Below are 22,208 nucleotides of genomic sequence, written 5' to 3' on the forward strand. Positions count from 1 at the left end.
TATTTGGTCTTTTTCGATATCATGTCTAGTTGAACTATAGATAAAATAAATATACCCGGACGTCAAGGACTTTTTTATTTTATTTATACCCGATATCGGAAGTGTCCGGTTGGAAAATTGCTTTAACCGTAGTGTTCTTTAACGTGTGAATAATAACAGATTGTTGCCGAATTATTATTTTGACTTTTAAAAAACAGGACGGCTCAATTCCATAACTACGCCATGTTATGGCGTCATGGATGCCGCGGTTCACCTCGGTTTTGACCTGAATCTGGCTATTCCGGAAAAGATCTTTTTCTCTGATGGCAAGGCAGATGAACACCCCTTCGTGAGCAAGATCCTTGAACCGGGCCGGACCGGGGTGATGAATCGCTGGAGCAAACTATTTTTTTTCCTTGAGCAGGTCCCTTATTTCAGTGAGCAATATTTCTTCCTTAGATGGTGCCGGAGGCACCGCTGCTTCCTTTTTTCTAAGCGAATTAATAGCCTTTACCGCCATAAATATGGCAAAAGCGATTATCGTGAAATCGATGATAGTTTGGAGAAATTTACCGTAGTTAATAAGCACTGCCGGCTTTTTCTCCACGGCTTCCTTAACAATGATCGACAGGCTGGAAAAATCGACTCCGCCCAACAGGACACCAATCGGGGGCATGATTACATCACCCACGAAGGATGATACAATCTTACCGAATGCAGCACCTATGACAATACCTACAGCCATATCGACCACATTTCCTTTTACGGCGAAATCCTTGAACTCTTTCATCATACTCATGATGGTCTCCCCTTCAGTCGAATCGATTCATTTTGGCCTCTATTATCATACAGTAATTGCATATGTTTTAAATTATTAGCACCTGAAACTGGTTAGTCAATGGCGGCTCAGAATAATTTGCTTTGCTTCAGGGATAAATGTGCATTCGGATACGAACTGTTCCGATTGCCAACGCTCAATTGCGGACATTCATTTCCCGGAACCGTTATTGCCTTTGCTCCATATCTGCTACATAAAACGAAAAAAGCCAGTCTGTAAAAGACTGGCTTCGCTCGTAAACTGGCGGAGAAGTAGGGATTCGAACCCTAGGTGGAGTCACCCCCACACTTGATTTCGAGTCCGTTGTACTCTGGCGACTTAACTGCTTGAAAACAAAGGGTAAAATAATTTTTGTCTACAAAAATAGGTAGTTAGTGAGCGGTATTTTTTAATTGCGTATTATCTCTGTAAAGCCGCTTAGGGTCCAGGTTTGCATTTTTTCAAACTTCACGTTTGCGATTATCACAAAAAAATCACACGCTATGACAAATCAATCATTTCGTGATAATACCTGAATAATCAGTGATTTTTTATGGTTTGCTCTGGTTATCCGGCTTGGGTTGAGATATGTCGGCATTTCTTGCAGCTAAAGCGGCGGCGCGAGCTTCCCTCAACTCTTCCTGTGATGCAAACGAGTTCTTACATTCAACACATATACTATCCCCTGTGGCCGTTCCAAACATAATCTCTTTTTTTACGTGTTCATGACAGCAAATTTTAGACATTTATAAGCTCCTTTTCTTTGTCTATTTCCTTAGTTATTACCTGTTCCAAATCCTTTGTAACACCGGCTATAAACTGGTTAAGATAATTGCTCTGTTTTTTCTGACTCTCTTCAATTATCTTTGTGTAAGACAATTCATCAAATGGAAGTTCAAGTTCAGCGCGGATATTTGTAATAATAGGAATAATTAATTTATTTAGAATAGATGTCTTTGATTGGCACTCCTGTGCTAATGCCATTTGTTCCGCAAACAATTTTAGCTCAAGTTCCAATTTTTCTGCCGAAAGAGTCTTGATTTTTCCTGCTTCAACGTCGTAATTATGTTGAAAAACACTCAACCGTTGGCTGTCAGAAGCACCAGCCAGGTTAAATTGCTTCATCAGTGATGTCATATAGTCACGTTCAATAGTGGATTGGTCAATTTGTTTTTGAATTAAGGACATTTTGTCACTCATAACGTTAAGTTGAATACGTTTACGTGAAATATTAAGCAATATACCGGATAATTCCTCCATAAATATTGTAGTTGACTTAATTGTGTCATCCTTTGCAACAACGTATATTTTAGCAATTGATGAAGATTTATCTAAAAACGGTTCAATTACCTTATTATAAGTAATATTTAAATCTGATAAACGACTAGCTAAACTCAATCCTAATGAAATTGCCTCTGTGGCTGCTAAATATATTTCTTTTTTAAGTGTCAATTCTCTTTCTTGTTTCTTTATATCTCGCTCATGTTTGAGCTGAGTTAGTAGCCGTTTGTTGTTTGAGTTGTTTGTTATAGTAATACCAATTATTGTAAAGAGCGAGCCGACAACAACACCCCAAAAAGTTGCAGGTATTTTATTAACTATATTAATAAATATATCCATTTAAATTCACCTTTTTTACGGCATTATTTGGGCTTTTGGTCGCTATTTGCGATATAAAATACCAGCCATATCAGCAAAACCATCACAACCACAGCAATACCACAAAACAACCAAATATTCACAACATAATACCTCTTTTGTTTTACTAACCGCTTGACATCACGGAGCAATTCAGAGCATATTAGCGACTTTAAATCACCGGTAGGAGCACATATGTCGCTGACAAAAGCTACACTTTCAGATATTGTCTCGGAACGCCTTGGGGTTTCCAAAATCGAAGCAGTAGACTACGTTGAGCATGTTATTGAAATCATCAAAGAAACCTTGGAATCCGGCGAGAGCGTCAAGGTTTCCGGCTTCGGAAACTTCCAGGTTAAAAGCAAAAGTCCCCGCCGAGGCCGGAACCCACAGACTGGTGATGACCTCACCATTGACGCTCGCAAAGTTGTCTCTTTTAAAGCCTCCACGCTCCTCCGAAACCATATCAACGACGAAGAATAGCCCGCCCATAAAGCGCCAACGCGCATAGTCTGATATATCATACTTTCATCGCACTTCCATCCTACTTCCTTCACACATTCATCATACTAAAATGGGGCATACACGCCGTTCTGGTGTGATATACCCCACATCAATCTCATATGGAAGTCATATATATCATACTGAAATCGCCTTTCGGAGGCATTTCAGTGCGATGGAATATACTGGCGCAAACTAAGAATTAGCGGCTGGATACGCTCGGAGATGATGGGGACTTTGACGTTGTCCTTGGCGAGTTTTTCCAGTTTTGTCAGGGCTTGTTGTAGATTGAGCGACACAAACTCGGGAGCGGACATCTGAGCTTCCTGAATAATGGTTTGCACCTCGGAAAGTTCGCGTGCCACGAAGCCGGCACGGCTATCGTTGAAATACGTCATGGTGATGTGAAGTGTGTCGACGATAGCCAGCAGTTCTCTGTTTTCGGAGATTGCAGGTGGCAATTTTTCGTTGGTCAAGCTGCCATGGCGAAGCTCGAGGCGAAGGATGCCCTCGTTTATAAAATCTCGAATGAGGTCGCTGGTATTTTTGCAAAGGCCCTTTTTCTGGGCACCGACGAGCTTTGAATACATCTCGTCGCTGACGCGGATGTGAACGACCGAAGGTGCTGTTTCCTTGATGATGGCGGGGCGCCCGCGTTTTTCAGTTTTTGTAATGTCTTTTGCCATTTATCACCTCGTTGTCTGAGTATCGCACGGGCAAAATTTGGTGTCAAGATGTGCCATAAAGCTGGCGATAATGCCGCAGTGGTGGGGATTATCTAAATTATTTTACGGAGGGTTGTGTGATTTCCTGCTCATTATCCGGCGCCATCTCGAGTGTGAGACCATAATCGCGAAAATACATGCTCGTGTATGCACGCTCGCGCTCAGAAGCCGTTTCCCGAAGTATGCGGCAGACATACTCTGTATATGCGATAACGCCTGAGCGCACGACGGTAATTCCACCCCCGAGCGTGAGGGCGGCATACAAGCCGGCTCTCGAGCCAAGGGCAAGGGCAGCTACCGACATCGCGCTGGCGGCTATAAGTGTCATAAGCAGGTAGTTTACGAACATAGCAGCTTGGCTCGACCACAGCGCCCAGGTCATCTCATCAATCATCACGAATAATTTTTGCGCGTTGTTCGCCATTATCTCGGGTTTTTCAGCGGCGGCGGCCGCGCGGATCGCTGCCGCAAGCCGCCGGCATTTGTGATGATTGAGGTTGCGCTCCATGACTTTTATCGGAACCTTATAAAACCGCAAGCGCCCCAGGTGCGGGGGGCGGATGCCGAGGTGGATTTTCATTTTGCTCTCCTGGTGTTGTCAGCGACTACACATTAAATAGTATGTTTATTTACTGTGTCAGTTTTACGCCCTGTTTTTGCTGCTTTTCGGCGAGCATAGCCAATTTTACTGCGCATGCGGCGGGCAATCCCGCGAAAAGCGTTGAGTTCCAGACCACGGAAAAGGCCGGACGCCTCCCCATAAAGCTGTTTATATGTTGGTATTTTCTGCCCAATAGGGATATTTGTGCAACGGCTAAAATACCATTTTTCCAGCGGATTTAGTTCGCAGAGTTCGATGATTTTTCCACGCCGCTGTTTAGCAACGCCGGAAATGGAAGATGAAATAAACTCCGTATCAGCATATAATTCCGCTATTGCGCACATAATTCCGATATAACGCCCTTCCAACTGTTCGGGAATTGATAACCTTTTAGCCGCAATACGCAGGTATTTGAGCGGGACATTATATTTCTCTGCAATATCGGAAATCCACGTTTTTTCGAGATTGTTTATAAATTTATACTCTTTCGGCAGGGTGTCACGAAGATGTTTGAATAATTCACAGGCTTTATCTCTGTCGAAAAATAATCTCAATCGCTTGAGTGGAGTGGCGGGTTTTCCATTTTCAGATTTTTGGACTCCAAACCCAAGCTGTTCGAGGATTAAGGCGGTTTCGGCGGAAATAGAACCGGCGATTGAGAGTATAATAAGCCGCTGGCCATCGTCCATTTTTTTACTAACAGACATGGCCACACGAATTGTTTTGTCCGTGCGCTTTTCGGCAAGGTAACAGGAATGGCAGGGTAAAGCGGCGTGTCGCGCGAGGGTTTCGGTAAATGAAGTTTCATCGAATGCCGTAAAAACGACTTTTTCGAAATGACCGCAGCTACGTTTGAGTTCATCATTGTATTTCATTTTATGTATCCATGGTTACATCCTCCGGCTGATTATCCCAACACAGTCCGTGTCGGGGGCGGCTTTACCAGTTGTCATCATTATTCCAGCTGCTTGTATCGCTGAAACTGGAAGAGCTGCTGTCATCGCTACTATCAAATGACGACGATGGCGGGTCATCGTCCCAAACAGCCGCCATCAAATCATCGCTCCAAATACTCAGCAAGTCATCGTCGGGACCGAACATATTTTACCTCCTGTTGTTTGTCGAACATGCCATGTGGTTTCGGCGGGGTCCGCCGGCACATTGCCGACCACCGGCAGGTTCATAGCAGTTTCCAGTTCATCACGATTGAACACTATATCCATATTATGTCTCACCATTTTTGGTTTTCAAGCGGTCGGCACCGACCGCGACCAGAGCCGCCAGCTCGCTGGTGGCGACCATAAAGCTTTTACAGTGACCGGAGGGAACGGCCACGACACCAAGCGAGCTGGCTAAAAACCGGTGCCGCGACATATCAGGCTTTATGGAGCAAGACCATGTCGCTCCGCGAGAATACTGAACCGTGGTGGCGCGCCCTGAGCCGGATGTGTTATTTCGGTAATTCAAACTGCTGCGTCGATTTGTTCCACACATATTCTCGATATAGACGATTTAAATCTTCGATGGCGCCAGGCTCATCAGCGCCACAAGGGGTGAAATGCTCTCCGTCGAATATCGCCCACAGTCCAAGGCGGCGGCAGTCCATGATGCCAGGATATTCACCATCCCATACAGCATGCACACTCGAACTATGGCCGCAGCTAATTTTTTGTCGTCCGCACTCAGGGCATCGGGCGATGTCGCAACCAGCGCGGTGTACCGCCCCTGGCTCAACACCGCAGTCGGGGCAATCCCTGATTTCCAGCTCATACATATATCATTCTCCAATTTGTTTTGGGGCCTCCGGTGGCGAAGCGGCACAGAGGTCCGAGAGATTGCGACTGTTAATCCAAAAATAAAGCGATGTCCGCGAAATGTTGTAGTCTTTTGCAACTCTTGAAGCCGGCACGCCGGATTGGAGTTTGCTTATTATTTCTTCACGATGCGGGTCCAATTTGCTTTTTTGAAACCCAACTCGCCGGCCCAATTTTACACCAGCTTGTTTCTTGGAAGCGAGGGCTTCGCGGGTTCTGAGCGAGATTAACCGGCGTTCCATCTGTGCAAAAGCTGCGAAAATGGCAACCATAAGCTCAGTAAATAGGTCAAGACCTTTTCTGGCGGGGTCGATGTCCCACCCTTCTTTAATAAGCCTAAGGCGGACGCCCTTGGTCAATAACTCATTTACAAGCAATTGAACTTCTATACCAGAACGCCCGAGGCGGGAGAGTTCTGTCGCTATTAACTGGTCCCCAGGCTCAATCTTATCGACCAATTCCTGAATTCTCCGTGAGGCGCGTGCCGCTCCGCCAGATATGGTTACCTCAATCCAATTTTCGTCCGGAATTGTAATTCCCTGATTGTTCGCAAACCGAAGAATTTCAAGTTTTTGATTTTCGGGGTCCTGGGTTCGCCGCGAAACTCGAATATATCCAAATGTTGTCATTTTGGCACCTCGTCAACCTTAAACGGTATGTATGCAAACCAAATATTTCAGGTATGCAATATTTAAACATAATTAAGTATACCATATATGTAATATTTAATCAACATGAATTAGTTATTACATCTGTGATATACAAATGACCGTCTAATGTTGACAGTTTTTTTATCACCTCCTTTTCAATTTTCTGCTTTCGGCATCAAATATGAGCCGTCATCATCCGCGTCACCCAAAACCTCTGCCGGCATGGTAATCATGATTTCGTCTCGGTCTTCGTCGGTGTTATAATAAGCCGTTGCCAGCAACTCAGGTTGGCCGACGAGGTTGCGGGCCAAAAAACGCGCAATCTCAAATTCGCCATTATTTGAAAATTCGGAACTGTCTGGGTTATTGCTAAACCACAGCAGCTGGTGAATCTGTTCTTCGATTGTTGTGTCGCCGACCGCATCCACAGTCTGCAGTAAATTGTTGTAGACCTCCGCTGAGCAGGTAATTGGAATGTCGGAGTAGAATTTTTGACAGATGTCGCCATATTTTTCAGTTATGTCAATTAAGACCCCGTCAGCTACGGCTTGTTTTCTGGTGTATCTCCAAATCAGGGCTGTTTGCATAACTCCCTCCCGAATTTTTTTGTGATAGCTCGAATTTGGGCAACATCCGCCGGAGACGCAAAAACTGCCCTGTCCAGAGCATCCAACATCAGAAACATCTCGCATCTCATTAATTCGACTAATTCTTTGAGCGTATCGCGCACCTTGGTGTCACATATAACATCCTCGGATAACCCCTCAGTTTCCGAAATATCATTCATGATTTTTATGAGTTTTGCGTGGTGCTCCAACAGCTGCTCAATTCTGTGCGCGGGCATAACGACGGAACCTCCTTTCGATAAATGAAATCGTCTCAAAAATTTTGCAGGCATACTCCTCCGCCTCGCCAGCGGTTTCGGTGTCGCAAAGAACGTCACAGGCGCCCCTGTCTGTATACCCAAGGATTGACCAAAACTGCGCATCCTGCGGGCTTTCCGCGATATGATATTCAGTCATGTCGCTGTTTTTGGCGGTGACCGTTTCGGAGATGGGAACAACTTCGAGGCGGCAATATTTTTGATGTTCGAACTCTGGAACATAAACTCGCATTGGTCCTCCGGTGTGGGGGTGAAGGTGGAAGAGAAAAAGAGATCCTGGCGGGGGGAGCCGCCAGGATCGGAGGGGAAGGAAAAAGCTTGGTAGTCGTTTCGGCTGGCCGGCCCCACTCTGGCGGGCGGGGGAGATTTGAGACCCTGGAGGCGGGGGATTTGCCTCCGGTGGGCCTCTTCGCCTTGGGAGGGGAGGGGACCGTTCCAGCCGTCAATCATGTATAGAAGTATACCTTTATTTTTATTATTTGTCAACATAAAACTGCACTATTGCTGCATTATGTAATAAATATATCACAACGTATCACGGGAAAAAATGATAAAAGCCAGCAAAAGCCAGCTCTTATCACATATCTTCCAATCGTTTATATATGTGTGCTTATTCCATCGCATCACCCGCCTTTTCTGGTCATTCCCGCGAAAAGTGGGGCGGGGTCAGAATAATTCGACATCCATATCCATCGGCACCGTGGCGCCGCATCCGGTGCAGACCCGATTGTGGTCACGCTCGATAATCACGCCATGGCACGAGCACTCGCCGGAAACGGGCAGGCTGCGCCGTTCCGAGGGCGGCAGACTGCGAACGTAGCTCAAAAAGTTGATAAACCCTGACTCAGTGAGCCGCAACCAACCTCTGCCTGAAGATAAATTATAGAGACAAAAACTCTTTTTCCCGTCATCTCGAAATTGAAATAAAAGCATATAAACGTCCACCCCCAGCAGATTTGCAGCCACGACAGCGGCTTTGCCCTGGAAATCTCTCTCCCGTATCCTCTCCAAAATTGCATTGAGATATTTGGCATTAATTTCGCCATGGCCGGTATGCGCTGTTATCTCAAACATTACGACGGGGCGCGGGTTGCCATTTTCGTCCTGTTCCCACTCGATGCTATCCAAATCAGTCATATAATTTTCTCGTGGAAGTGTGCGGTGCCACAGCATGTAGGGATGTGCGCGGTTTCCGTGGTCTTGACGTTGGTGTGATTTGCTGCCCTGTTCGTTTCGCAAAAGTGCTAACATTTATGTGCTCATTTTGCATCCTCCGGCTATTTAAGCGCCGCGACGGTGCGCGGGGCGGTGAAACAGCCGGCAGCTTGGATGCTGCTGCCGGCCGGAATGAACTACATACAGATTCTACAGACCCAGGCCGTCCATCCACATGCGGATTAAGTGAATTTCGTTCCTGCTGACACAGCTTTCAACGTACTTTTCATGTTTCTTCTCCTTTGTTTTTTGCGGCAAGGCCGCGAAATGAAACGACCCGCACAGCTGTGCTCGATTAAGAGCGGGGTCAGCTGGTGCGGGTTGTCGTGTGTCTCTATTTAGTAATACGTTGCGGATTTCGGAAAAATTACCACTACATACGATTTTTTTTTGCTTACACTCTTTATTTCTGGTGCTCGGCGCGGACTGTAGCGACGAACTCATCCAGTTCAGAGCCGTCAGCAGCGAGGTTTTCGAAGAATGCGGAGACGGTTTCGTTAGTCGCGTTCCGTTCCAAAATTTTTGCGAATTTCCCGCCCGCTTTGCCAGTGTATGTCAGCGCCTGGCTGAAAAACTGAGACGCGATGACATCAAAATCCTTCAAAACCTGCACGCCATTGCATCTATTAGCTTTATTATCTCCGCAGTTGACAATTTTGTCGCTGGCGGGGCAGGAATTGAACGTTCTTTTTGAATATTTGAGAGCTATCTTCAAATCCTCCCACGCACTATCATCTACGAGATAAACGCCGGTGACCTCGCGGCTTAAATCACCATTTTCGAGCTTCACATTCACCGCCATAACTACCGGCACATTTGGCGAGAAAACGACGCCGGAAGCGATGTTTTGCGAATGAGGACTGGTGGTGCCGTAAGCGTAAGCATGTTCCGAAATCTGATATAACCGAGCAAGATGTTGGAACTCTTCCGGCGACTGCGCTGGTTTTGTCCATACAGTCAGCGTGTCGTGTGCTGAATTGCATTGAAGCCCGCCACCAGAAGCACAGCCGGCGAGAGCTGCGGCCATTGCCAAAATTGCTGTTATTACCCTTTTCATAATGTTTTCCTCCATTTGTCGTATTTTTTGCCGCAAAACTGGCGGCGAGTGTCTCTATTTGGTAATACGTTGCGACGGGAGAAAAAATTACCGCTGAGCAATAAAAAAACCCGCAGGAGCAATCCCACGGGTTCGTTTTTCGGCTGTTTATTATTGTATTAGCTTATCATTTATCAGGCGAAGGCTTGGCTGCTGTGGCAGCAGACGGCGTGAGATATTTTGCATACGGGAACGATATCTCCCAAAATTTCGTGACTTGCGGCGACTGTAAAAGCTTGTCAGCAGTTGCTATGACATACGTTTGATACCCAAAATTTCGCTCCTGACCAACGCCATTGTCGATATTCAAAGTTTTAGTCGATACCGCGCCGAAAAGCTTGTTCCACGCATTTTCCGTCCCCTCAGCTAACCCAGCTATAAACATATCAGACTCTCTGAAATTCTGGTTATCAATATCCTCACGCATATCAGTATCTCGATAAATATTAATTAGTAGAGAAGCATTTGCTATGCCAGTTGTGAGAGTCACCATTGCCAATATTGCCAAAATCATTCGTTTTATCATCGTTTTATCTCCTTTCCATTTTCTGCAAAATTTTGCAATATTCCGCCAGATGTTCAGCTTGCTTACTGTTTTCGCTGAGAATTTTGTTGATGTTTCTGGTGTCGCACGAAAACAGACTGGCAACCAAACGTTGGACAGGGGAATTAATTACGCCATTAGCACTTAATGTTTTTGCTTGAATAAACAAAACTTGCCACAGCGCTGCCAATTTATCATCGTTGGTTTCGCGCCGGTTAAGCTGTCCGTTGAGCGCCGCCAGACCATCGTCGACGCAGATGTCCTCACCATTTGTCCAATTGTATTTCAGTTTTAATCGGGGGTCTGGATGCTCGCAGTGTGTGCGACCGTAAACTGCCGCCAAGCGCTGCCAAGTTTTGGTATCTATATGCGATAAGAGATTTTCAGCGTTACGCAAAAATTGTGCATAGCTGTAAGTTCCCTTGTAGCCAGCGCCGGAAACTCCGATGGTTTCGATGGAGTATCCGCCGAATTGGTTTTCAAGTCGCTGTGCGAGTAGGTTGTAACGCTGGACATTAATATAATCTTGTATCCCCTCTGCTGCTTCGATGTTTTGAACTGGCACAATTTTTGGGGCACTTAAATATGCGCCGCACTGCCAATCGTCATATTTACTCCCCTCCGCAAAAGCTGCGGATGCCGTCAGCGACAGGGCCGCTGACATAATGATGACTATTCGTTTCATTTGTTTTCCTCCGTAAATTAAGTATCTAATGCTAATGACTACAAATACAGACCGTAAAAGCCATAGCCCTCCACTTCCGGCTGATTTTCCGCGTGGCTCTAGTATTAATACGTTGCGGCGCAGGAAAAAATTACCAAACAGCCTGATGTTTTTTAGTTTTTTAGTTTTTTTGTTTGTTACTGGAATACAGATGATAGCCGTCGCTCCCTGGAAGAGGGAGGAGGTTGATGACGCACTGGCACACACCGACGCATCCGCCAGTGTATGTCAAAGCTTCGGCGAGCTGGGGGAGAGTAGCGGTGCCGCAAACAGAAGCGATGAGCACACTCCGCACGGGGACCGTGCCATGCAGGAGGTATGCAGCGGTGAGCAGGGCGGCGCCGGCGATGAGTGACACCGCTGGGCCGGCCAAAAGGAAACTAGCGCTGGGGCGGACGTATGTAGGGAGTCCGATGGCGCCGGAAATGGGGAAAATAGTCAGTCTGATAGTCAAGTGCCGGTCACGGATCAGCACGATACCAGGTAAAGCAGGGTGGCCGATGCAGATTACGACATCCCGCCGCAATTCCGGCGGCAGGGCGGCGTAGTGCGCGAGTTCGTGTAAAAATGATAGTCCAGCAATCAGCGCCGTAAAGCATAGAATGAAGAACATTTATCTCATTTTCGCGGCAGCAAAGGCTAAAATACCACCAAAAATTCCGACCACAAATCCAGCGGCATTGCAGCTTATGGCGTTTGCCAAGCCGGCGACGAAACATATGCCGGAAAGAATATAAAGCGTTTGACGTTCGTCTGCACGCGCGGTTCTTGTGATTGCGTTATCCATAATGTCGTCCTTTCTTTATTTAAGCCCATTGACGAGCGGTGCGAACACTTCGTGCCAGGCGTAGTGCGTATCCAACAAGTAAATAATGGCGCAAAAAACAATCAGAGCGAGGCCGTCAGCGATATTCCTATCAATTTCGGGAATGTCAGTAACATCGCGAGTTACGGCCACGGATGCGTAGTAAAAAGGGGATTTGAGAGTTGGTGCGTTCATTTTAGTGTCCTCCATTGCAAATATTCATAAAATTCCAACCTATGATAATAGTATACAGCTAAATAAAAATAAATGCAACAAAATAATTTAAAACATATCAAAATAACTACAAATTAACTTATTATGTATCACAATGTATTACCATTGAGCAACGAAAAGCGGAGGCGTAAACCCCCGCTCTTTCAGGTGATTTTCAGTATCTCAACGCCGCCACAGGCAATGCAGTTGATGCGGGAAAATTCTTCCCAAGATACTGAAAATTCAAGACTACGGATACGGATGCGTAGCATATATCCCCCTTTCTCCACTTATATTTTCTGCTTTTTTCAATCAACGAGTATTTCGTTGACTCAAAAAAACAGAAAAAAGGAAGAAAAGAAGCTCGGTATAACGACAGGGGTTGATAAAAATATCAACATGTCGTTATACCGGTGTGGGGTGTTACTTGTGTGCCATGTAGCGTTCAAACTGAGAAGTTGAGACATTAGCAGAAACAAAATCAGTTATGAGCGTCGGGCGAACATAGGTGTTATCTGTGCAAGCAACTTCAACAACAATAACTTCAAACCTATTCAGAGAAAACCAGATAGTCAAAACAAACGGAACAGCACAGAGACAGCAGGTTTTGAATAAATCGATGTTGGAAGTTGTGCAACAGACGGCGAGAAGAACAGTGATAGCAGCGAAGATGAACATAAAAGCATAGGCTTTATAGTCACGAACGATGCGGGTTTCGGTGGCTTCAATACGACGGGTAATTTCATTGCGGGTTTTGCGAGTTGAGCGTTTCATTGGTAATACCTCCATTGTTTTGAGATTAAATTTTACAGCGTCGGCTCGATCCACAGATGCCAGTGTCCTGTGGACCCAGCTGACGCTGTAAAAAGTAAAAAACTCAACCAGGGGTGATGATGACAAAAATGTCAACGGCCCTGGTTGAGTAAACACGTCGGTATTTTTTTGCAAACGCAAAAAATCCGCCGTAGTGTGCAGCTTTTTGCGGCGAGCATTGGTCTCCAAAGGAGAGCCAAAAAACTCGCCTTTGTTAATCCAACGCCCGTCTCTGCACACTGCGATAGCCACAAAACGTGACAAGTGCAGCGGACAACGGGAACCTCTTAGAAACGGCAAACAAGCCCAAAAACAAAAACAATAGCAAATGCCACTGTTATTGTTCTAGTGCTGTTGGCCACAACGTATGAAATAGCCGTCGTCATGACTGCACCCTCCCTTCAATATTTTAATTGTTAATCCATTGCCATCCTTTTCGTTAAGCCAGAGCTTTCACGTACCCTGTCGAAACATAATGATTTAACCAACTGCGCATCACATAATCGTAGCCCTCGTTTGTGATTACCTTAACCATTCGCGTGTCGTTGTTCATAATAAACCTCCATGTTTACAGCGTTTGCGGTGCTTGCAGGCACAACAAAAAACCCCATTCGGGGGTTACCCAAATGAGGCTCTTTGTTGCGCCTGCAAGCGCGGAATGGAGGTGAAACGAAAACAACAACGGGCACGCGAATGCCTTGGTGAAGCTGATGAGAGCCAGTGAAACGACGCTGTGAGCGCTTAAAGTCGTCCGTTACGGACGTGATTGCTACTAATTAAAATTAGTAGATGTATATATGTTAGCAAATACATTAATAATAGTCAAGCAATTATTAATATTTATTTGTAACATGATGTGATACAAAACACAAAACCCCCGCCAGGTGGCGAGGGAAATGCGCTTTTTTGATAAGAAGAGCATTACGAATTAAATTTAAATGCGTTGACCCCCGCAGGGCGGGGATAGGGTGTTACTGCTCGGCTTGGGTGCGGCTCGAAGCATTTGCGAGATTGACAGCTTTTTTGCGCGCATAAGCGGCTTCCTTGGTCATTCCGCGACTTTCTAATTCGTCAGCAAAACGGCTAACATCCGCCGCGAAACGGGAATAACGGCTGTCGCTCGACATATCTTTAAGAGCGCTGGCATATGACCAGCTCGTAGACACTTTAAATGAACCCGAAAATCCGAAAATGCCGTTGCCATAAATATTAACTCCGGACGATACGAGCTTTGGCAGAGCGTCCATTGTTACGACAGTTGAACCGCATTTAATGTTTTCAGTCGCTTTGAGAAACGTGCATGGACGCTGTTTATCAGCCATTAAGCGGCTAAATTGCCGTTTGACGCCGGCGTCAGTGAGACCATGGGCTATCACATATTTTAATTCAGCGACAATCGTGTTAACAAAATCCTCATAGCCTATGCCGGAAACAACGATTTGTTTGGTTTTTTTATTGCGCGAGAGCTTTGCGTTATACCCCGAAATTGCTTTCTGTGCGCGGATATACGCTTCATAACCATAAGCGCCATAGCCGCCGAGACATGAAATATACTCTCTAACCGCTTGCGGATTGATGATGGCGTTAATCGACTGATTTTGTCGTGCCAACTCTGCATAATATTGAGCAGCGTGAACGTAAATTTCGCCGTAGCCGTTGGTAGCATTGATGCCGATGTCGGTCGGCAAAAGCGGGCTGGTTACAACATGACAGCTCGCGAACGGCTCAATGCCATCATGCTCGAGTTGTGCGAAAGCGTCCGCCATAATTTGGTCGATAGTAACAGCGACCTCGGCGGCGCCGCCGGATTGAACGCTTCCAGAACGTTCAAATGAGCTGGCGTTAGTATGGTCGCGCCCTCGGCTGTTCGTTTCAGCCTCTTTTTTCCCGAGGCTCTGCGATTTCGCCAGATTGCGCTTATACATATCATCTACGGATTTCCCGATGGATTGGTCCAATTTAGTGTCGGAACTGCTGTTAGCCGCCATGACCGGCGCGGCTAACAGAACAACTGCAAATATCATTACGATAGTTTTCATAATTTCCCCCTCTTATAGCCCAGATTGGTTGACTTGGCGGCGGACGAGTTCCTCTTCGATTGCCCTGCTCAATTTGCGATAACCAATCCAACCGGCGCCGAGAAGAACTGCAACCAGGAGCACCCTCGCCAGCGGGAATTTGCCGAAAAACAGATTAAGTAATCCCTGGTACTGCCCAATGGTTGACGCTTCAGCTAATGCTGGATTGGGCATATCAGCCGTGGGTTTGAAATGACTGTCACGAGCGTAATCCTTTGCGACCTGCGCCGGATCGGCTTGCACGCTTTGGTCAACCGGCGCCTCTTTCTGCGCCGAAGCTGTTGGACGGCTGTCACCGGCGGCCGGCGCATCGTTCAGTGCCAGATGCCGCTGACTGCCGTTGCTGGCGATACCGAGGGAGCGAGACTCCGGCGAAGTGCCCTGCGGGCCGAGGCCGCCGGAACCGAAGCTGTCCCAGTCACGCTCGAATTTGTCTTCTTTATCTCGGAATGTCTGTTCGACGATGCCCGTGCCCTGGTGAATCAAATACTGCTGATGATACGTGACGATGACATGGTCAGCTCTGCGATATGCCCAAAACCCAAGACCACCGATAAGAACAATGGTCACCATCTGCGAAAATTTGCGATTACTGAGATTTCCTATCATTTGTTATTCCCTCCTTTTGCTTGATTATTAGCTTTAAAAGCTTCTTCTACTTCTTGTTGTGTCAGTGGCTTTCCATCAGCATTTTTCATCACTCTCGGCAAATGCTGGTAATGTGTTGTTTCATGCCAAACTCGCATTCCTACAACCAACATCAAAACTGCTGCGATACCAAGTAACGTTTTGTGAATACAGTTCATTTGCCACCTCCAATTTGATTGTCTATCAGACTCCCTGCATCGAAGAAATCCCTATCAGCCCGTGCCCGCCGGCGCTTCCGCGAAAAACTCTCCATTTCCTCCTCAAGCCGCATCTCTTTCAAAATTCGCGACGCTTTGCAGCTGCGCCAGGGGATAGTGAGCAATAAATCTTCGTGCGAAACGAGAATTACTCTCATTCCTGGCGTTGTGCGCAGAGTGCCGTTTTTTGCCCAGAGATAAGCCGTCCGGCGTGCTATTTTGAGGATTTCGCAGATTTCTGGAATAGTGTAATATTTCTGTTTTTTCATGCTGCTACCTCCATTTCGATATCCAGCTGAGTTCTACGCTCAGCGTATTTCCGCCCTGCACGCCGCAGAGTGCGGTGTGCGCCATTGGGCTGCATGCCGAGGCGGCCGCTGGCCTCATCCAGCGTTTCAACCTCGCCGGACATGACCATCTGCATGATGTGCCTGGCCTGTGGTTCGTCGTTCATCGATGTATAGATGTTTTGGATTATTTCGAGCTGAGAGAGAGTTGCGTTAACATCATAAAAATCGGTCACTTCCGGCAAAACGTCGGATGTGATGGTGCTGAAAAACATGCGCTCCGCGCCATCGAGGTCAGCGCCGCAAGCAGTGCAGATTTTGTTTCGGTATTCGTGGATGGACCCGCATTGGGGACAGATTTTTTCGGATGTGGCGGGGCGTTTTGCGATGCCAGCGGCTACGGCAGAATCGAAAACGAGTTGTGAAATGTTGTCTGTGTCTCTCTCGTCAAAATACCCAGAGAGCACCAGAACAGTTGCTTCGGAGACAATGTCTTCAACAGCCATTTCTCCGAAAGCGCCATATTTCCGGTGTGCGGCCTTTTTTACCTGTGCTTCAACTTCGAACCAAATCCTTTCGCGTGACATTGTCTCATACCTGTGCTCCTTCCGTGCTTCCGAGGTATTTCCCAATACCTAATATTATATTACACTATAATACACACAAAAACAACTAATAATTTATAAAAAACGTATAGTTATCATAATTTGTATCATTACGCAACACAAGATAAATGCGGTGTGGTCGATGTTTTATGGTGTTTTTGTGGGTGCAATATTTTTTTAAAAAAAGTGGATTTAAAAGAGAAAAAAGATTTTAAGGGGGAAAAGATAGAAAAAAGGTTGGAAAAAGGTTGGAAAAAGAGAAGTGGATACTAATTATTACAAATCTGTATCGGTAATAAATTAATTATTATGAAATTCTATTGATTAAGTAATTACTTAACTATATCAATTATACATTGACAATCTAGTTCCGGTACCCATTCAATATGACAATCCTGATTTGGCTTTATTGTAGAAATATCATCTACAAATTTAGGTTTAACTTTTGTATATATATAAGAAATAGCTGGTAAAATAACCTTTTGACCAAATATTTCAACTTCGGTATGTGCTCTTTGTTTTATAGTAATAGATGCTGCTTCGGTTGCATTATATAGCGTATTAATGTTATGTAATTGTTTGTCAGCAGTTATTGCACAGCTTTGGACAGCAATTTCATCAGCTGACAATACATTTTTACCAGATGCTATTCGATAAATATCGCTCAATAAGGCGTGTAATTCTGGTATGTATTCAAAATTTGAATTGAATTTCAGGTCAATATTTAAGTATTTCAATACTTCTTTTAAAAGAAAAACATAACGTAATGATATGTAAAGGTTGTGTAAATCATCGGTGTCGCTAAAATTAGGACTCTTGTTTGAGTATATTTCTTTACCCTCGATTTCAAATTTAGTAAAAAGCTGCCATTTTTGTTCAACAAACAAGTCGAAAAAATTATAAATTTTGTCGAAATATTGCATTGAATTAACTGATTTACCGTTCCAGCAATTGAAGTCAACAACCATAGAAAAAGTAAATTCTTTTAAAGGATTTTTGGTATGTGGTTGTGTGAATGAAAATTCTAAAATATCGTTAAATGCAGTACCTTTAAAAGAAAATGAATCCCTTCCTACTATAATTTCACCAACCAAATCATCCAAAAAGAAAATTTCATTATTTTTGTTAACTAACCAGAATTTATGAATTGCTGGTTTTCTGAATGAAGATTTGATTTGAAAAACTCCTTTTTTATCTGTATGTAACTCTTCAAACAATTTTGAACCGGTCATCTTGATAGCGCTTGAATCAATCTCTAACGTTTTTCCATGTGCTATTAACTCATTAAATTTGTTTGTAAATTCCTGTCCGAACTCCTTTTCTATTTGGAGTTTACCTTGAACATTTTCCCTCGCCTGAATCAAAAAATTGGTGCATTTATCTTGGTATGAAGCAGTAATCATGAATCGGGGGTCCAGTTTTTCAAGTGCTTGCGTTGACGCTACGCAAACATTTTCAATTGCATTCGGAATAAAAGTTGTCGGAAGGCCCGTTAAAGCGGCGGCGACTGTATCGATTGCATCTTTTTTATCAGGGAGCTTCTTCCCCAATTCCTCGCGGGCAAGCCTTTCCGCCTCATTTTTCCAGCGATATAAAGTGTCTTCATCAAAACGATTGGGGTCTCTATCAATATCCGTAGAACAGCTGGCACATAGCCATATTCCGTTTAAAATATGGCTGCGTTGTGCTGGCGTCATTGATGCTTTGTATCTCGGCCCCCCTGGCGCGGCTGCGCAAATATGTGCTGCTACACCAATGCTATTAACTTTTTGTGGGTCAGCGGTTGGTCCAGAGGTAGTCACTCTGCATGATGGGTTCGAGCACCTGTTAGAAACCCTCAGTCTTAATTTGTTGATGGTGTCTGGGGTGAAATCATCCCGATTTTTATTAGAAGCCATTTTCGCCTCACATTGTCCGTAATTTATCGTTTGTTTATCGTGTGTTGGAAGGATAACAGGGAAAATACTAAAATAGCAATCTCTTTGCAAAAATGAACCAGTCGGGCGCAGAGGCCCGACATTAATAAGAAATTGCAACTCTGGATTTGAGGTTGGAAGGAATTGAAAAATACCAGTATCCGCCGAAAGCGGTGGTGGTTGTGAGGTAATCCTTGCCATCAAGCAATAATTTAACCGTTACACCGTCTCGACGGGGGGCAACGTAGCCGTCGAGGTCAGTTAATTCAGCGAATGGAATTTGCACTGATGTAATTTGCCCACGATTGCCTGTAAATTCGATGGTGTGGCTCTCTGCTACTAATCCCACGGCATCCAAAACTTTGATTGTATAAGGCCGGTAAGGAACGATGTCGCTCAGTAAAACTGGCAATTTTTTGGTTGAGCCGTCGATGACAATTTCTGTGTCCACGCTCTCCGAATTATCATCGCATTTTCCGGCGCCAGCTTTGTCAACACACGCGCTGACAAACACCGTCGCACGTTGCGCTTGCTGGTCCCTGGTGGCACCATGGCGGGTCAGGGAGCCGGTCAACATCAGCATCGCTGACGTATCGCCTTGTGTTGGGCGGTTTGTGATGTCGAGAGTAATTGAAGCGTATTGCCACGACTGAAAATTCAGCTTCCCCTCCAATGTTTCGACGTGCATGGAGCGGTCAATTGAGCGACTCAGTGTCGATGAAAGCGTGATATTCCCGAAATCTGGAATATCGCGAATTACATCAAATTGGTATGTCGAATTATTCGTCTCGGGGTTCCATTCGCCGGCCCAGCTCGCTTGGACTCGTGCAAGTTGCTGAACGGGACAGATGCCCATTAAAGAGGCCCGACGGGTATCCAGACCAGTCGTTTTATCGTGTTCAAATTCGACAGATGGGATGAGGGTAGCGTGGCACGTTAAAACCGGCACCGAAATATTACCCATAACCCTGACACGGTCGTTATTTTGAGTGTGGCTCGCATACAGATAAGGATTACCCCAGACACCAACAGTCAGGCCGCCGTTGATATAGTCTCCGCTGGGGTCGCGGCCCACATTAATATTTCCGTCGATAATACCTTTTGAACCCTGGACTTGGACGTTAAATCCGTTGTTTTCGGCGGATGCCGTGAGGAATAATTCCTCCGAAATTCTCGAATACAGCGTCAGTTTCTGGGCTTCGACAGATCCGCTGCGGGTCGCTTCAGCTTCGATAGTTGTGTTACTCAAAACGCCGTAGCTCAAACGTGCGATATATGCGCCATCACCATGGTTGTCCGGTTCTGCGCCGCCGCCGATGGTATAACGCACTTTTCCCTTATCGGCGAGATAGCTGTCGATGGATTTACGAAATTTGGTCTCTCGCACAGACCCGTCTGGGCAATAAGCGATGATTTTGTAGTCGTTCGAACCATATTGCAGGTCGAGTTTAATATCGTAGCCCGAAGAGGTTGTGGTCGCAGTTCCCACGAACAGCCCGTTCCGATAAATATCGAGCCGGCTGCCGATAGGAAAATAAACTGTATATGCGTCGGACCCGAACGCCCCGAACCGAGAAAATGGTTCGTTGCTCAGTGCTGCGCCGTTGTAAGTGTCGATTTTGCCGAAGCGAGCCGATTTGACATACTCATTTTTTTCGTCTCGCCATTCGCCAACCAGGCTGTTTTGCCACGTCGAGCTACCTGAGCCGCCATCCAGATGCAGTTCCAAATCAGTATAATATAGCCGACCAATGAAATTGCCGGAGAGCGAGTAGGCATTATTACTGCGATTACTCATGATATCTGATATTTGATAATCCAACGCTTTCAAGTCCAAAGCTGGTTTCGGCGTGATGATTTTATCCGGCTTTGCAGCGTTTTTAGCCGCCGCCGCGCGGAAATACTCGGGATTTTCGGGCTCAAAATTGAGAATTTGTTTCTGTGCGTTCCAGTCAATTTTTCCAGATTTTTCAAGCATCGAAACTGGCACCATGGCATTATTTACGTTCCCGACATTGAAACCAATAGCAGCCATCGCCGCCTTGTCGACGGTGAGTTTTCCGCTGTTATCATCAAGCAGATATTGACCAATCGCCCGCCCATCGACAGCAAGCGTCGCTAGATATTCCTCGGCGAACGCCGGAACCGCAGCGAGCAGGGTTATGGCTATGACTGTAATTATCCGCAGCATGCCAACACTCTTATTTCGCCGCCGGAGTGGCGGTTTTGGCGGCTTTTTCCGCTTCTTCGGCTGTTTTTGCTGCTTGGGCAGCTCGTTCCGCGAAAACTCTGTCAATCAACGCCTGCGGCGGCCTTTTAATATCCACGCGCACAGGAATATTGGTGCCAAGGCCGAAAGTAATTGACGCCTGGGATTGTTTCGGAGCCGGTAAATTTGCGAGCGCAGGCGCAGGGGCCGGAGCAGATGTCGGAACCTGGGCCGATGCTGGCGCTGGTGCAGGATGAGAATAGATTGACTCAATCGTAATCCGGCACGCTCCGACCTCGGGGGCAAGGAATTTAACGACGCTCTCTTCGCCTTCTTTGATTTTCAACACTCGCGGGAAAACTTTGAGGCTTTTACTGCAATCAGGCGTTCCGTCTGGATAGGGCGTAGATTTATCGGGGATTACAGTGATTTTGACGGTGACTTCGCCAGAGCCGTTTTCACTGTTCACCAAAGAAATCGACTTCGGCACTCTTTTCTGCATCTCCAACGAATAATCATACACTTGCAACTGAGCCATGGCCGGTGCTGTAAATGCCGCCATTGCTGCAATTATTGCGATTGTTGAGATTATAGTTTTCATTGATTTTTCCTCCGCGTCGCGTTGTGTGTCTCTCTATTAATACGTTGCGAGCGGCGGAAAAATTACCGAGGTGGAGCTAAAAAAATCCGAAAAGTTTCAGTGGTTTCCTTTTGCGGCTGCTTGTTGACATACACCGGAATAATAGCACCGGCTTGATGTGAAATAGCAGCAGCTAACGCCGTATCTTCGACATCAATAATCGCATGAATAGACACGTGAACAGGTCTCTTTGGTGTTGGCGGAAAATATGACGTTTCGAACGCAAGACGGCATGCACCACTCCCACTGGCAAGGATTTTAACAATCCGTTCTTCACCCTCCTTGATGGTCAGAACTCGCGGAAAAACACGGAGAGACGTGCTGCAATCGGCATTTTGTGGTTCCGGTGTGCTGGTCGCTGACATAGCTGTGATTTTGATAATCACGTCGCCACTGCCATCATCAGTGTTTTTCAACGGAATTACTCGCGGCGTTTTTTCAGTGATTGCAATTGATTTCGTTGTGTTTTTCATTTCCAAGTTATTCGCGAACACCTGCAGCTGTGCCAGGGCCGGCGCCGAAATTAAGGCAATTAATACTGTGAGAAATAGAGTTTTCATCGCGTCCTCCCTCCCGCGCTATTATGCGTGTGTATATCTGTTAATACGTT

The 22,208-nt window shown here is 45.8% G+C and carries 29 protein-coding genes; 1 reads left to right on the forward strand and 28 read right to left on the reverse strand.

The features are described from left to right. Positions 1-382: 382 nt before the first annotated feature. Entirely contained in the window at positions 383-778 is a 396-nt protein-coding gene (gene mscL / locus ET418_RS16790) for a large-conductance mechanosensitive channel protein MscL (RefSeq protein WP_149309599.1), read from the reverse strand. A gap of 756 nt (positions 779-1,534) precedes the next feature. Next, positions 1,535-2,416: a hypothetical protein gene (locus ET418_RS16795; protein ID WP_149309602.1), complete on the reverse strand. Its 882-nt coding sequence runs from the start codon at positions 2,414-2,416 to the stop codon at positions 1,535-1,537. A 213-nt stretch (positions 2,417-2,629) separates the two neighbouring features. On the opposite strand from ET418_RS16795, the gene ET418_RS16800 reads away from it, so the two are divergent. Further along, the gene (locus tag ET418_RS16800; protein WP_338045094.1) at positions 2,630-2,917 is read left to right on the forward strand and encodes an integration host factor subunit alpha; all 288 of its coding nucleotides are present in this window, start codon (positions 2,630-2,632) and stop codon (positions 2,915-2,917) included. Between the two features lie 185 nt (positions 2,918-3,102). Here ET418_RS16800 and ET418_RS16805 read toward each other — a convergent pair whose 3' ends face one another. The 26 genes from ET418_RS16805 to ET418_RS16920 all read right to left on the reverse strand — a co-directional run bounded on the left by ET418_RS16805 (position 3,103) and on the right by ET418_RS16920 (position 22,158). Beyond that, on the reverse strand, positions 3,103-3,621 hold the full coding sequence (locus tag ET418_RS16805; protein WP_149309604.1) for a hypothetical protein: 519 nt from the start codon (positions 3,619-3,621) through the stop codon (positions 3,103-3,105). A gap of 97 nt (positions 3,622-3,718) precedes the next feature. Next, entirely contained in the window at positions 3,719-4,240 is a 522-nt protein-coding gene (locus ET418_RS16810) for a hypothetical protein (RefSeq protein ID WP_149309606.1), read from the reverse strand. A gap of 32 nt (positions 4,241-4,272) precedes the next feature. Then, positions 4,273-5,136, reverse strand: coding sequence for a hypothetical protein (locus ET418_RS16815; RefSeq protein ID WP_149309608.1), 864 nt, complete (start codon positions 5,134-5,136; stop codon positions 4,273-4,275). 64 nt (positions 5,137-5,200) lie between these two features. Next, positions 5,201-5,362: a hypothetical protein gene (locus tag ET418_RS18260; protein ID WP_188055662.1), complete on the reverse strand. Its 162-nt coding sequence runs from the start codon at positions 5,360-5,362 to the stop codon at positions 5,201-5,203. Between the two features lie 349 nt (positions 5,363-5,711). Then, positions 5,712-6,035: a hypothetical protein gene (locus tag ET418_RS16820; protein WP_149309610.1), complete on the reverse strand. Its 324-nt coding sequence runs from the start codon at positions 6,033-6,035 to the stop codon at positions 5,712-5,714. Positions 6,036-6,038: 3 nt separating this feature from the next. Continuing rightward, positions 6,039-6,704, reverse strand: coding sequence for a recombinase family protein (locus tag ET418_RS16825; RefSeq protein WP_149309612.1), 666 nt, complete (start codon positions 6,702-6,704; stop codon positions 6,039-6,041). 176 nt (positions 6,705-6,880) lie between these two features. Further along, on the reverse strand, positions 6,881-7,312 hold the full coding sequence (locus ET418_RS16830) for a DUF6573 family protein (protein WP_149309614.1): 432 nt from the start codon (positions 7,310-7,312) through the stop codon (positions 6,881-6,883). Further along, the gene (locus ET418_RS16835) at positions 7,297-7,569 is read right to left on the reverse strand and encodes a hypothetical protein (RefSeq protein ID WP_149309616.1); all 273 of its coding nucleotides are present in this window, start codon (positions 7,567-7,569) and stop codon (positions 7,297-7,299) included. The genes ET418_RS16830 and ET418_RS16835 overlap by 16 nt, the downstream gene beginning before the upstream one ends. Further along, entirely contained in the window at positions 7,550-7,840 is a 291-nt protein-coding gene (locus ET418_RS16840) for a hypothetical protein (RefSeq protein WP_149309618.1), read from the reverse strand. The genes ET418_RS16835 and ET418_RS16840 overlap by 20 nt, the downstream gene beginning before the upstream one ends. 434 nt (positions 7,841-8,274) lie before the next feature. After that, entirely contained in the window at positions 8,275-8,745 is a 471-nt protein-coding gene (locus ET418_RS16845; RefSeq protein WP_149309620.1) for a hypothetical protein, read from the reverse strand. Between the two features lie 481 nt (positions 8,746-9,226). After that, complete coding sequence (locus tag ET418_RS16850; RefSeq protein ID WP_149309622.1) at positions 9,227-9,880, reverse strand: hypothetical protein; 654 nt, start codon at positions 9,878-9,880, stop codon at positions 9,227-9,229. A 166-nt stretch (positions 9,881-10,046) separates the two neighbouring features. Continuing rightward, positions 10,047-10,445, reverse strand: a complete 399-nt coding sequence (locus ET418_RS16855; protein ID WP_149309624.1) for a hypothetical protein — start codon at positions 10,443-10,445, stop codon at positions 10,047-10,049. Between the two features lie 4 nt (positions 10,446-10,449). Continuing rightward, the gene (locus tag ET418_RS16860; RefSeq protein ID WP_149309626.1) at positions 10,450-11,148 is read right to left on the reverse strand and encodes a hypothetical protein; all 699 of its coding nucleotides are present in this window, start codon (positions 11,146-11,148) and stop codon (positions 10,450-10,452) included. A 160-nt stretch (positions 11,149-11,308) separates the two neighbouring features. Further along, the gene (locus ET418_RS16865) at positions 11,309-11,800 is read right to left on the reverse strand and encodes a hypothetical protein (RefSeq protein ID WP_149309628.1); all 492 of its coding nucleotides are present in this window, start codon (positions 11,798-11,800) and stop codon (positions 11,309-11,311) included. Then, positions 11,801-11,974 carry a hypothetical protein gene (locus ET418_RS18265; RefSeq protein WP_188055664.1) on the reverse strand — a complete coding sequence of 58 codons (174 nt, stop codon included), beginning with the start codon at positions 11,972-11,974 and terminating at the stop codon, positions 11,801-11,803. Positions 11,975-11,989: 15 nt separating this feature from the next. After that, complete coding sequence (locus tag ET418_RS16870; protein WP_149309629.1) at positions 11,990-12,187, reverse strand: hypothetical protein; 198 nt, start codon at positions 12,185-12,187, stop codon at positions 11,990-11,992. Between the two features lie 441 nt (positions 12,188-12,628). After that, positions 12,629-13,270, reverse strand: a complete 642-nt coding sequence (locus tag ET418_RS16875; protein WP_149309631.1) for a hypothetical protein — start codon at positions 13,268-13,270, stop codon at positions 12,629-12,631. A 719-nt stretch (positions 13,271-13,989) separates the two neighbouring features. After that, the gene (locus ET418_RS16880) at positions 13,990-15,057 is read right to left on the reverse strand and encodes a hypothetical protein (protein ID WP_149309632.1); all 1,068 of its coding nucleotides are present in this window, start codon (positions 15,055-15,057) and stop codon (positions 13,990-13,992) included. A 12-nt stretch (positions 15,058-15,069) separates the two neighbouring features. Then, positions 15,070-15,705: a hypothetical protein gene (locus ET418_RS16885; RefSeq protein ID WP_149309634.1), complete on the reverse strand. Its 636-nt coding sequence runs from the start codon at positions 15,703-15,705 to the stop codon at positions 15,070-15,072. Further along, positions 15,702-15,902 (reverse strand): hypothetical protein, encoded by a 201-nt coding sequence (locus ET418_RS16890; RefSeq protein ID WP_149309636.1) that lies wholly within the window; start codon positions 15,900-15,902, stop codon positions 15,702-15,704. The genes ET418_RS16885 and ET418_RS16890 overlap by 4 nt, the downstream gene beginning before the upstream one ends. Beyond that, on the reverse strand, positions 15,899-16,210 hold the full coding sequence (locus ET418_RS16895) for a helix-turn-helix domain-containing protein (RefSeq protein ID WP_149309638.1): 312 nt from the start codon (positions 16,208-16,210) through the stop codon (positions 15,899-15,901). Before ET418_RS16895 ends, ET418_RS16890 begins: the two co-directional genes overlap by 4 nt. Then, the gene (locus ET418_RS16900; protein WP_149309640.1) at positions 16,207-16,815 is read right to left on the reverse strand and encodes a zinc ribbon domain-containing protein; all 609 of its coding nucleotides are present in this window, start codon (positions 16,813-16,815) and stop codon (positions 16,207-16,209) included. Before ET418_RS16900 ends, ET418_RS16895 begins: the two co-directional genes overlap by 4 nt. A gap of 350 nt (positions 16,816-17,165) precedes the next feature. Further along, the gene (locus ET418_RS16905) at positions 17,166-18,950 is read right to left on the reverse strand and encodes a hypothetical protein (protein ID WP_149309642.1); all 1,785 of its coding nucleotides are present in this window, start codon (positions 18,948-18,950) and stop codon (positions 17,166-17,168) included. After that, entirely contained in the window at positions 18,853-20,940 is a 2,088-nt protein-coding gene (locus ET418_RS16910) for a hypothetical protein (protein ID WP_149309644.1), read from the reverse strand. Before ET418_RS16910 ends, ET418_RS16905 begins: the two co-directional genes overlap by 98 nt. A 10-nt stretch (positions 20,941-20,950) precedes the next feature. Further along, complete coding sequence (locus ET418_RS16915; RefSeq protein ID WP_149309646.1) at positions 20,951-21,559, reverse strand: hypothetical protein; 609 nt, start codon at positions 21,557-21,559, stop codon at positions 20,951-20,953. Positions 21,560-21,621: 62 nt separating this feature from the next. Then, a complete protein-coding gene (locus ET418_RS16920) occupies positions 21,622-22,158 on the reverse strand; it encodes a fimbrial biogenesis chaperone (RefSeq protein WP_149309648.1) in 537 nt (178 codons plus the stop codon). Positions 22,159-22,208: the final 50 nt, after the last annotated feature.

Source organism: Oryzomonas rubra (genome assembly GCF_008369015.1).
In the GTDB taxonomy this organism is placed as follows: domain Bacteria; phylum Desulfobacterota; class Desulfuromonadia; order Geobacterales; family Pseudopelobacteraceae; genus Oryzomonas; species Oryzomonas japonica.

Bases quoted from the DNA above. Each gene is read 5' to 3' on its own strand.
- mscL (WP_149309599.1), bottom strand. From the start codon at position 778: ATGAGTATGATGAAAGAGTTCAAGGATTTCGCCGTAAAAGGAAATGTG.
- ET418_RS16795 (WP_149309602.1), bottom strand. From the start codon at position 2,416: ATGGATATATTTATTAATATAGTTAATAAAATACCTGCAACTTTTTGG.
- ET418_RS16800 (WP_338045094.1), top strand. From the start codon at position 2,630: ATGTCGCTGACAAAAGCTACACTTTCAGATATTGTCTCGGAACGCCTT.
- ET418_RS16805 (WP_149309604.1), bottom strand. From the start codon at position 3,621: ATGGCAAAAGACATTACAAAAACTGAAAAACGCGGGCGCCCCGCCATC.
- ET418_RS16810 (WP_149309606.1), bottom strand. From the start codon at position 4,240: ATGAAAATCCACCTCGGCATCCGCCCCCCGCACCTGGGGCGCTTGCGG.
- ET418_RS16815 (WP_149309608.1), bottom strand. From the start codon at position 5,136: ATGAAATACAATGATGAACTCAAACGTAGCTGCGGTCATTTCGAAAAA.
- ET418_RS18260 (WP_188055662.1), bottom strand. From the start codon at position 5,362: ATGTTCGGTCCCGACGATGACTTGCTGAGTATTTGGAGCGATGATTTG.
- ET418_RS16820 (WP_149309610.1), bottom strand. From the start codon at position 6,035: ATGTATGAGCTGGAAATCAGGGATTGCCCCGACTGCGGTGTTGAGCCA.
- ET418_RS16825 (WP_149309612.1), bottom strand. From the start codon at position 6,704: ATGACAACATTTGGATATATTCGAGTTTCGCGGCGAACCCAGGACCCC.
- ET418_RS16830 (WP_149309614.1), bottom strand. From the start codon at position 7,312: ATGCAAACAGCCCTGATTTGGAGATACACCAGAAAACAAGCCGTAGCT.
- ET418_RS16835 (WP_149309616.1), bottom strand. From the start codon at position 7,569: ATGCCCGCGCACAGAATTGAGCAGCTGTTGGAGCACCACGCAAAACTC.
- ET418_RS16840 (WP_149309618.1), bottom strand. From the start codon at position 7,840: ATGCGAGTTTATGTTCCAGAGTTCGAACATCAAAAATATTGCCGCCTC.
- ET418_RS16845 (WP_149309620.1), bottom strand. From the start codon at position 8,745: ATGACTGATTTGGATAGCATCGAGTGGGAACAGGACGAAAATGGCAAC.
- ET418_RS16850 (WP_149309622.1), bottom strand. From the start codon at position 9,880: ATGAAAAGGGTAATAACAGCAATTTTGGCAATGGCCGCAGCTCTCGCC.
- ET418_RS16855 (WP_149309624.1), bottom strand. From the start codon at position 10,445: ATGATAAAACGAATGATTTTGGCAATATTGGCAATGGTGACTCTCACA.
- ET418_RS16860 (WP_149309626.1), bottom strand. From the start codon at position 11,148: ATGAAACGAATAGTCATCATTATGTCAGCGGCCCTGTCGCTGACGGCA.
- ET418_RS16865 (WP_149309628.1), bottom strand. From the start codon at position 11,800: ATGTTCTTCATTCTATGCTTTACGGCGCTGATTGCTGGACTATCATTT.
- ET418_RS18265 (WP_188055664.1), bottom strand. From the start codon at position 11,974: ATGGATAACGCAATCACAAGAACCGCGCGTGCAGACGAACGTCAAACG.
- ET418_RS16870 (WP_149309629.1), bottom strand. From the start codon at position 12,187: ATGAACGCACCAACTCTCAAATCCCCTTTTTACTACGCATCCGTGGCC.
- ET418_RS16880 (WP_149309632.1), bottom strand. From the start codon at position 15,057: ATGAAAACTATCGTAATGATATTTGCAGTTGTTCTGTTAGCCGCGCCG.
- ET418_RS16885 (WP_149309634.1), bottom strand. From the start codon at position 15,705: ATGATAGGAAATCTCAGTAATCGCAAATTTTCGCAGATGGTGACCATT.
- ET418_RS16890 (WP_149309636.1), bottom strand. From the start codon at position 15,902: ATGAACTGTATTCACAAAACGTTACTTGGTATCGCAGCAGTTTTGATG.
- ET418_RS16895 (WP_149309638.1), bottom strand. From the start codon at position 16,210: ATGAAAAAACAGAAATATTACACTATTCCAGAAATCTGCGAAATCCTC.
- ET418_RS16900 (WP_149309640.1), bottom strand. From the start codon at position 16,815: ATGTCACGCGAAAGGATTTGGTTCGAAGTTGAAGCACAGGTAAAAAAG.
- ET418_RS16905 (WP_149309642.1), bottom strand. From the start codon at position 18,950: ATGGCAAGGATTACCTCACAACCACCACCGCTTTCGGCGGATACTGGT.
- ET418_RS16910 (WP_149309644.1), bottom strand. From the start codon at position 20,940: ATGCTGCGGATAATTACAGTCATAGCCATAACCCTGCTCGCTGCGGTT.
- ET418_RS16915 (WP_149309646.1), bottom strand. From the start codon at position 21,559: ATGAAAACTATAATCTCAACAATCGCAATAATTGCAGCAATGGCGGCA.
- ET418_RS16920 (WP_149309648.1), bottom strand. From the start codon at position 22,158: ATGAAAACTCTATTTCTCACAGTATTAATTGCCTTAATTTCGGCGCCG.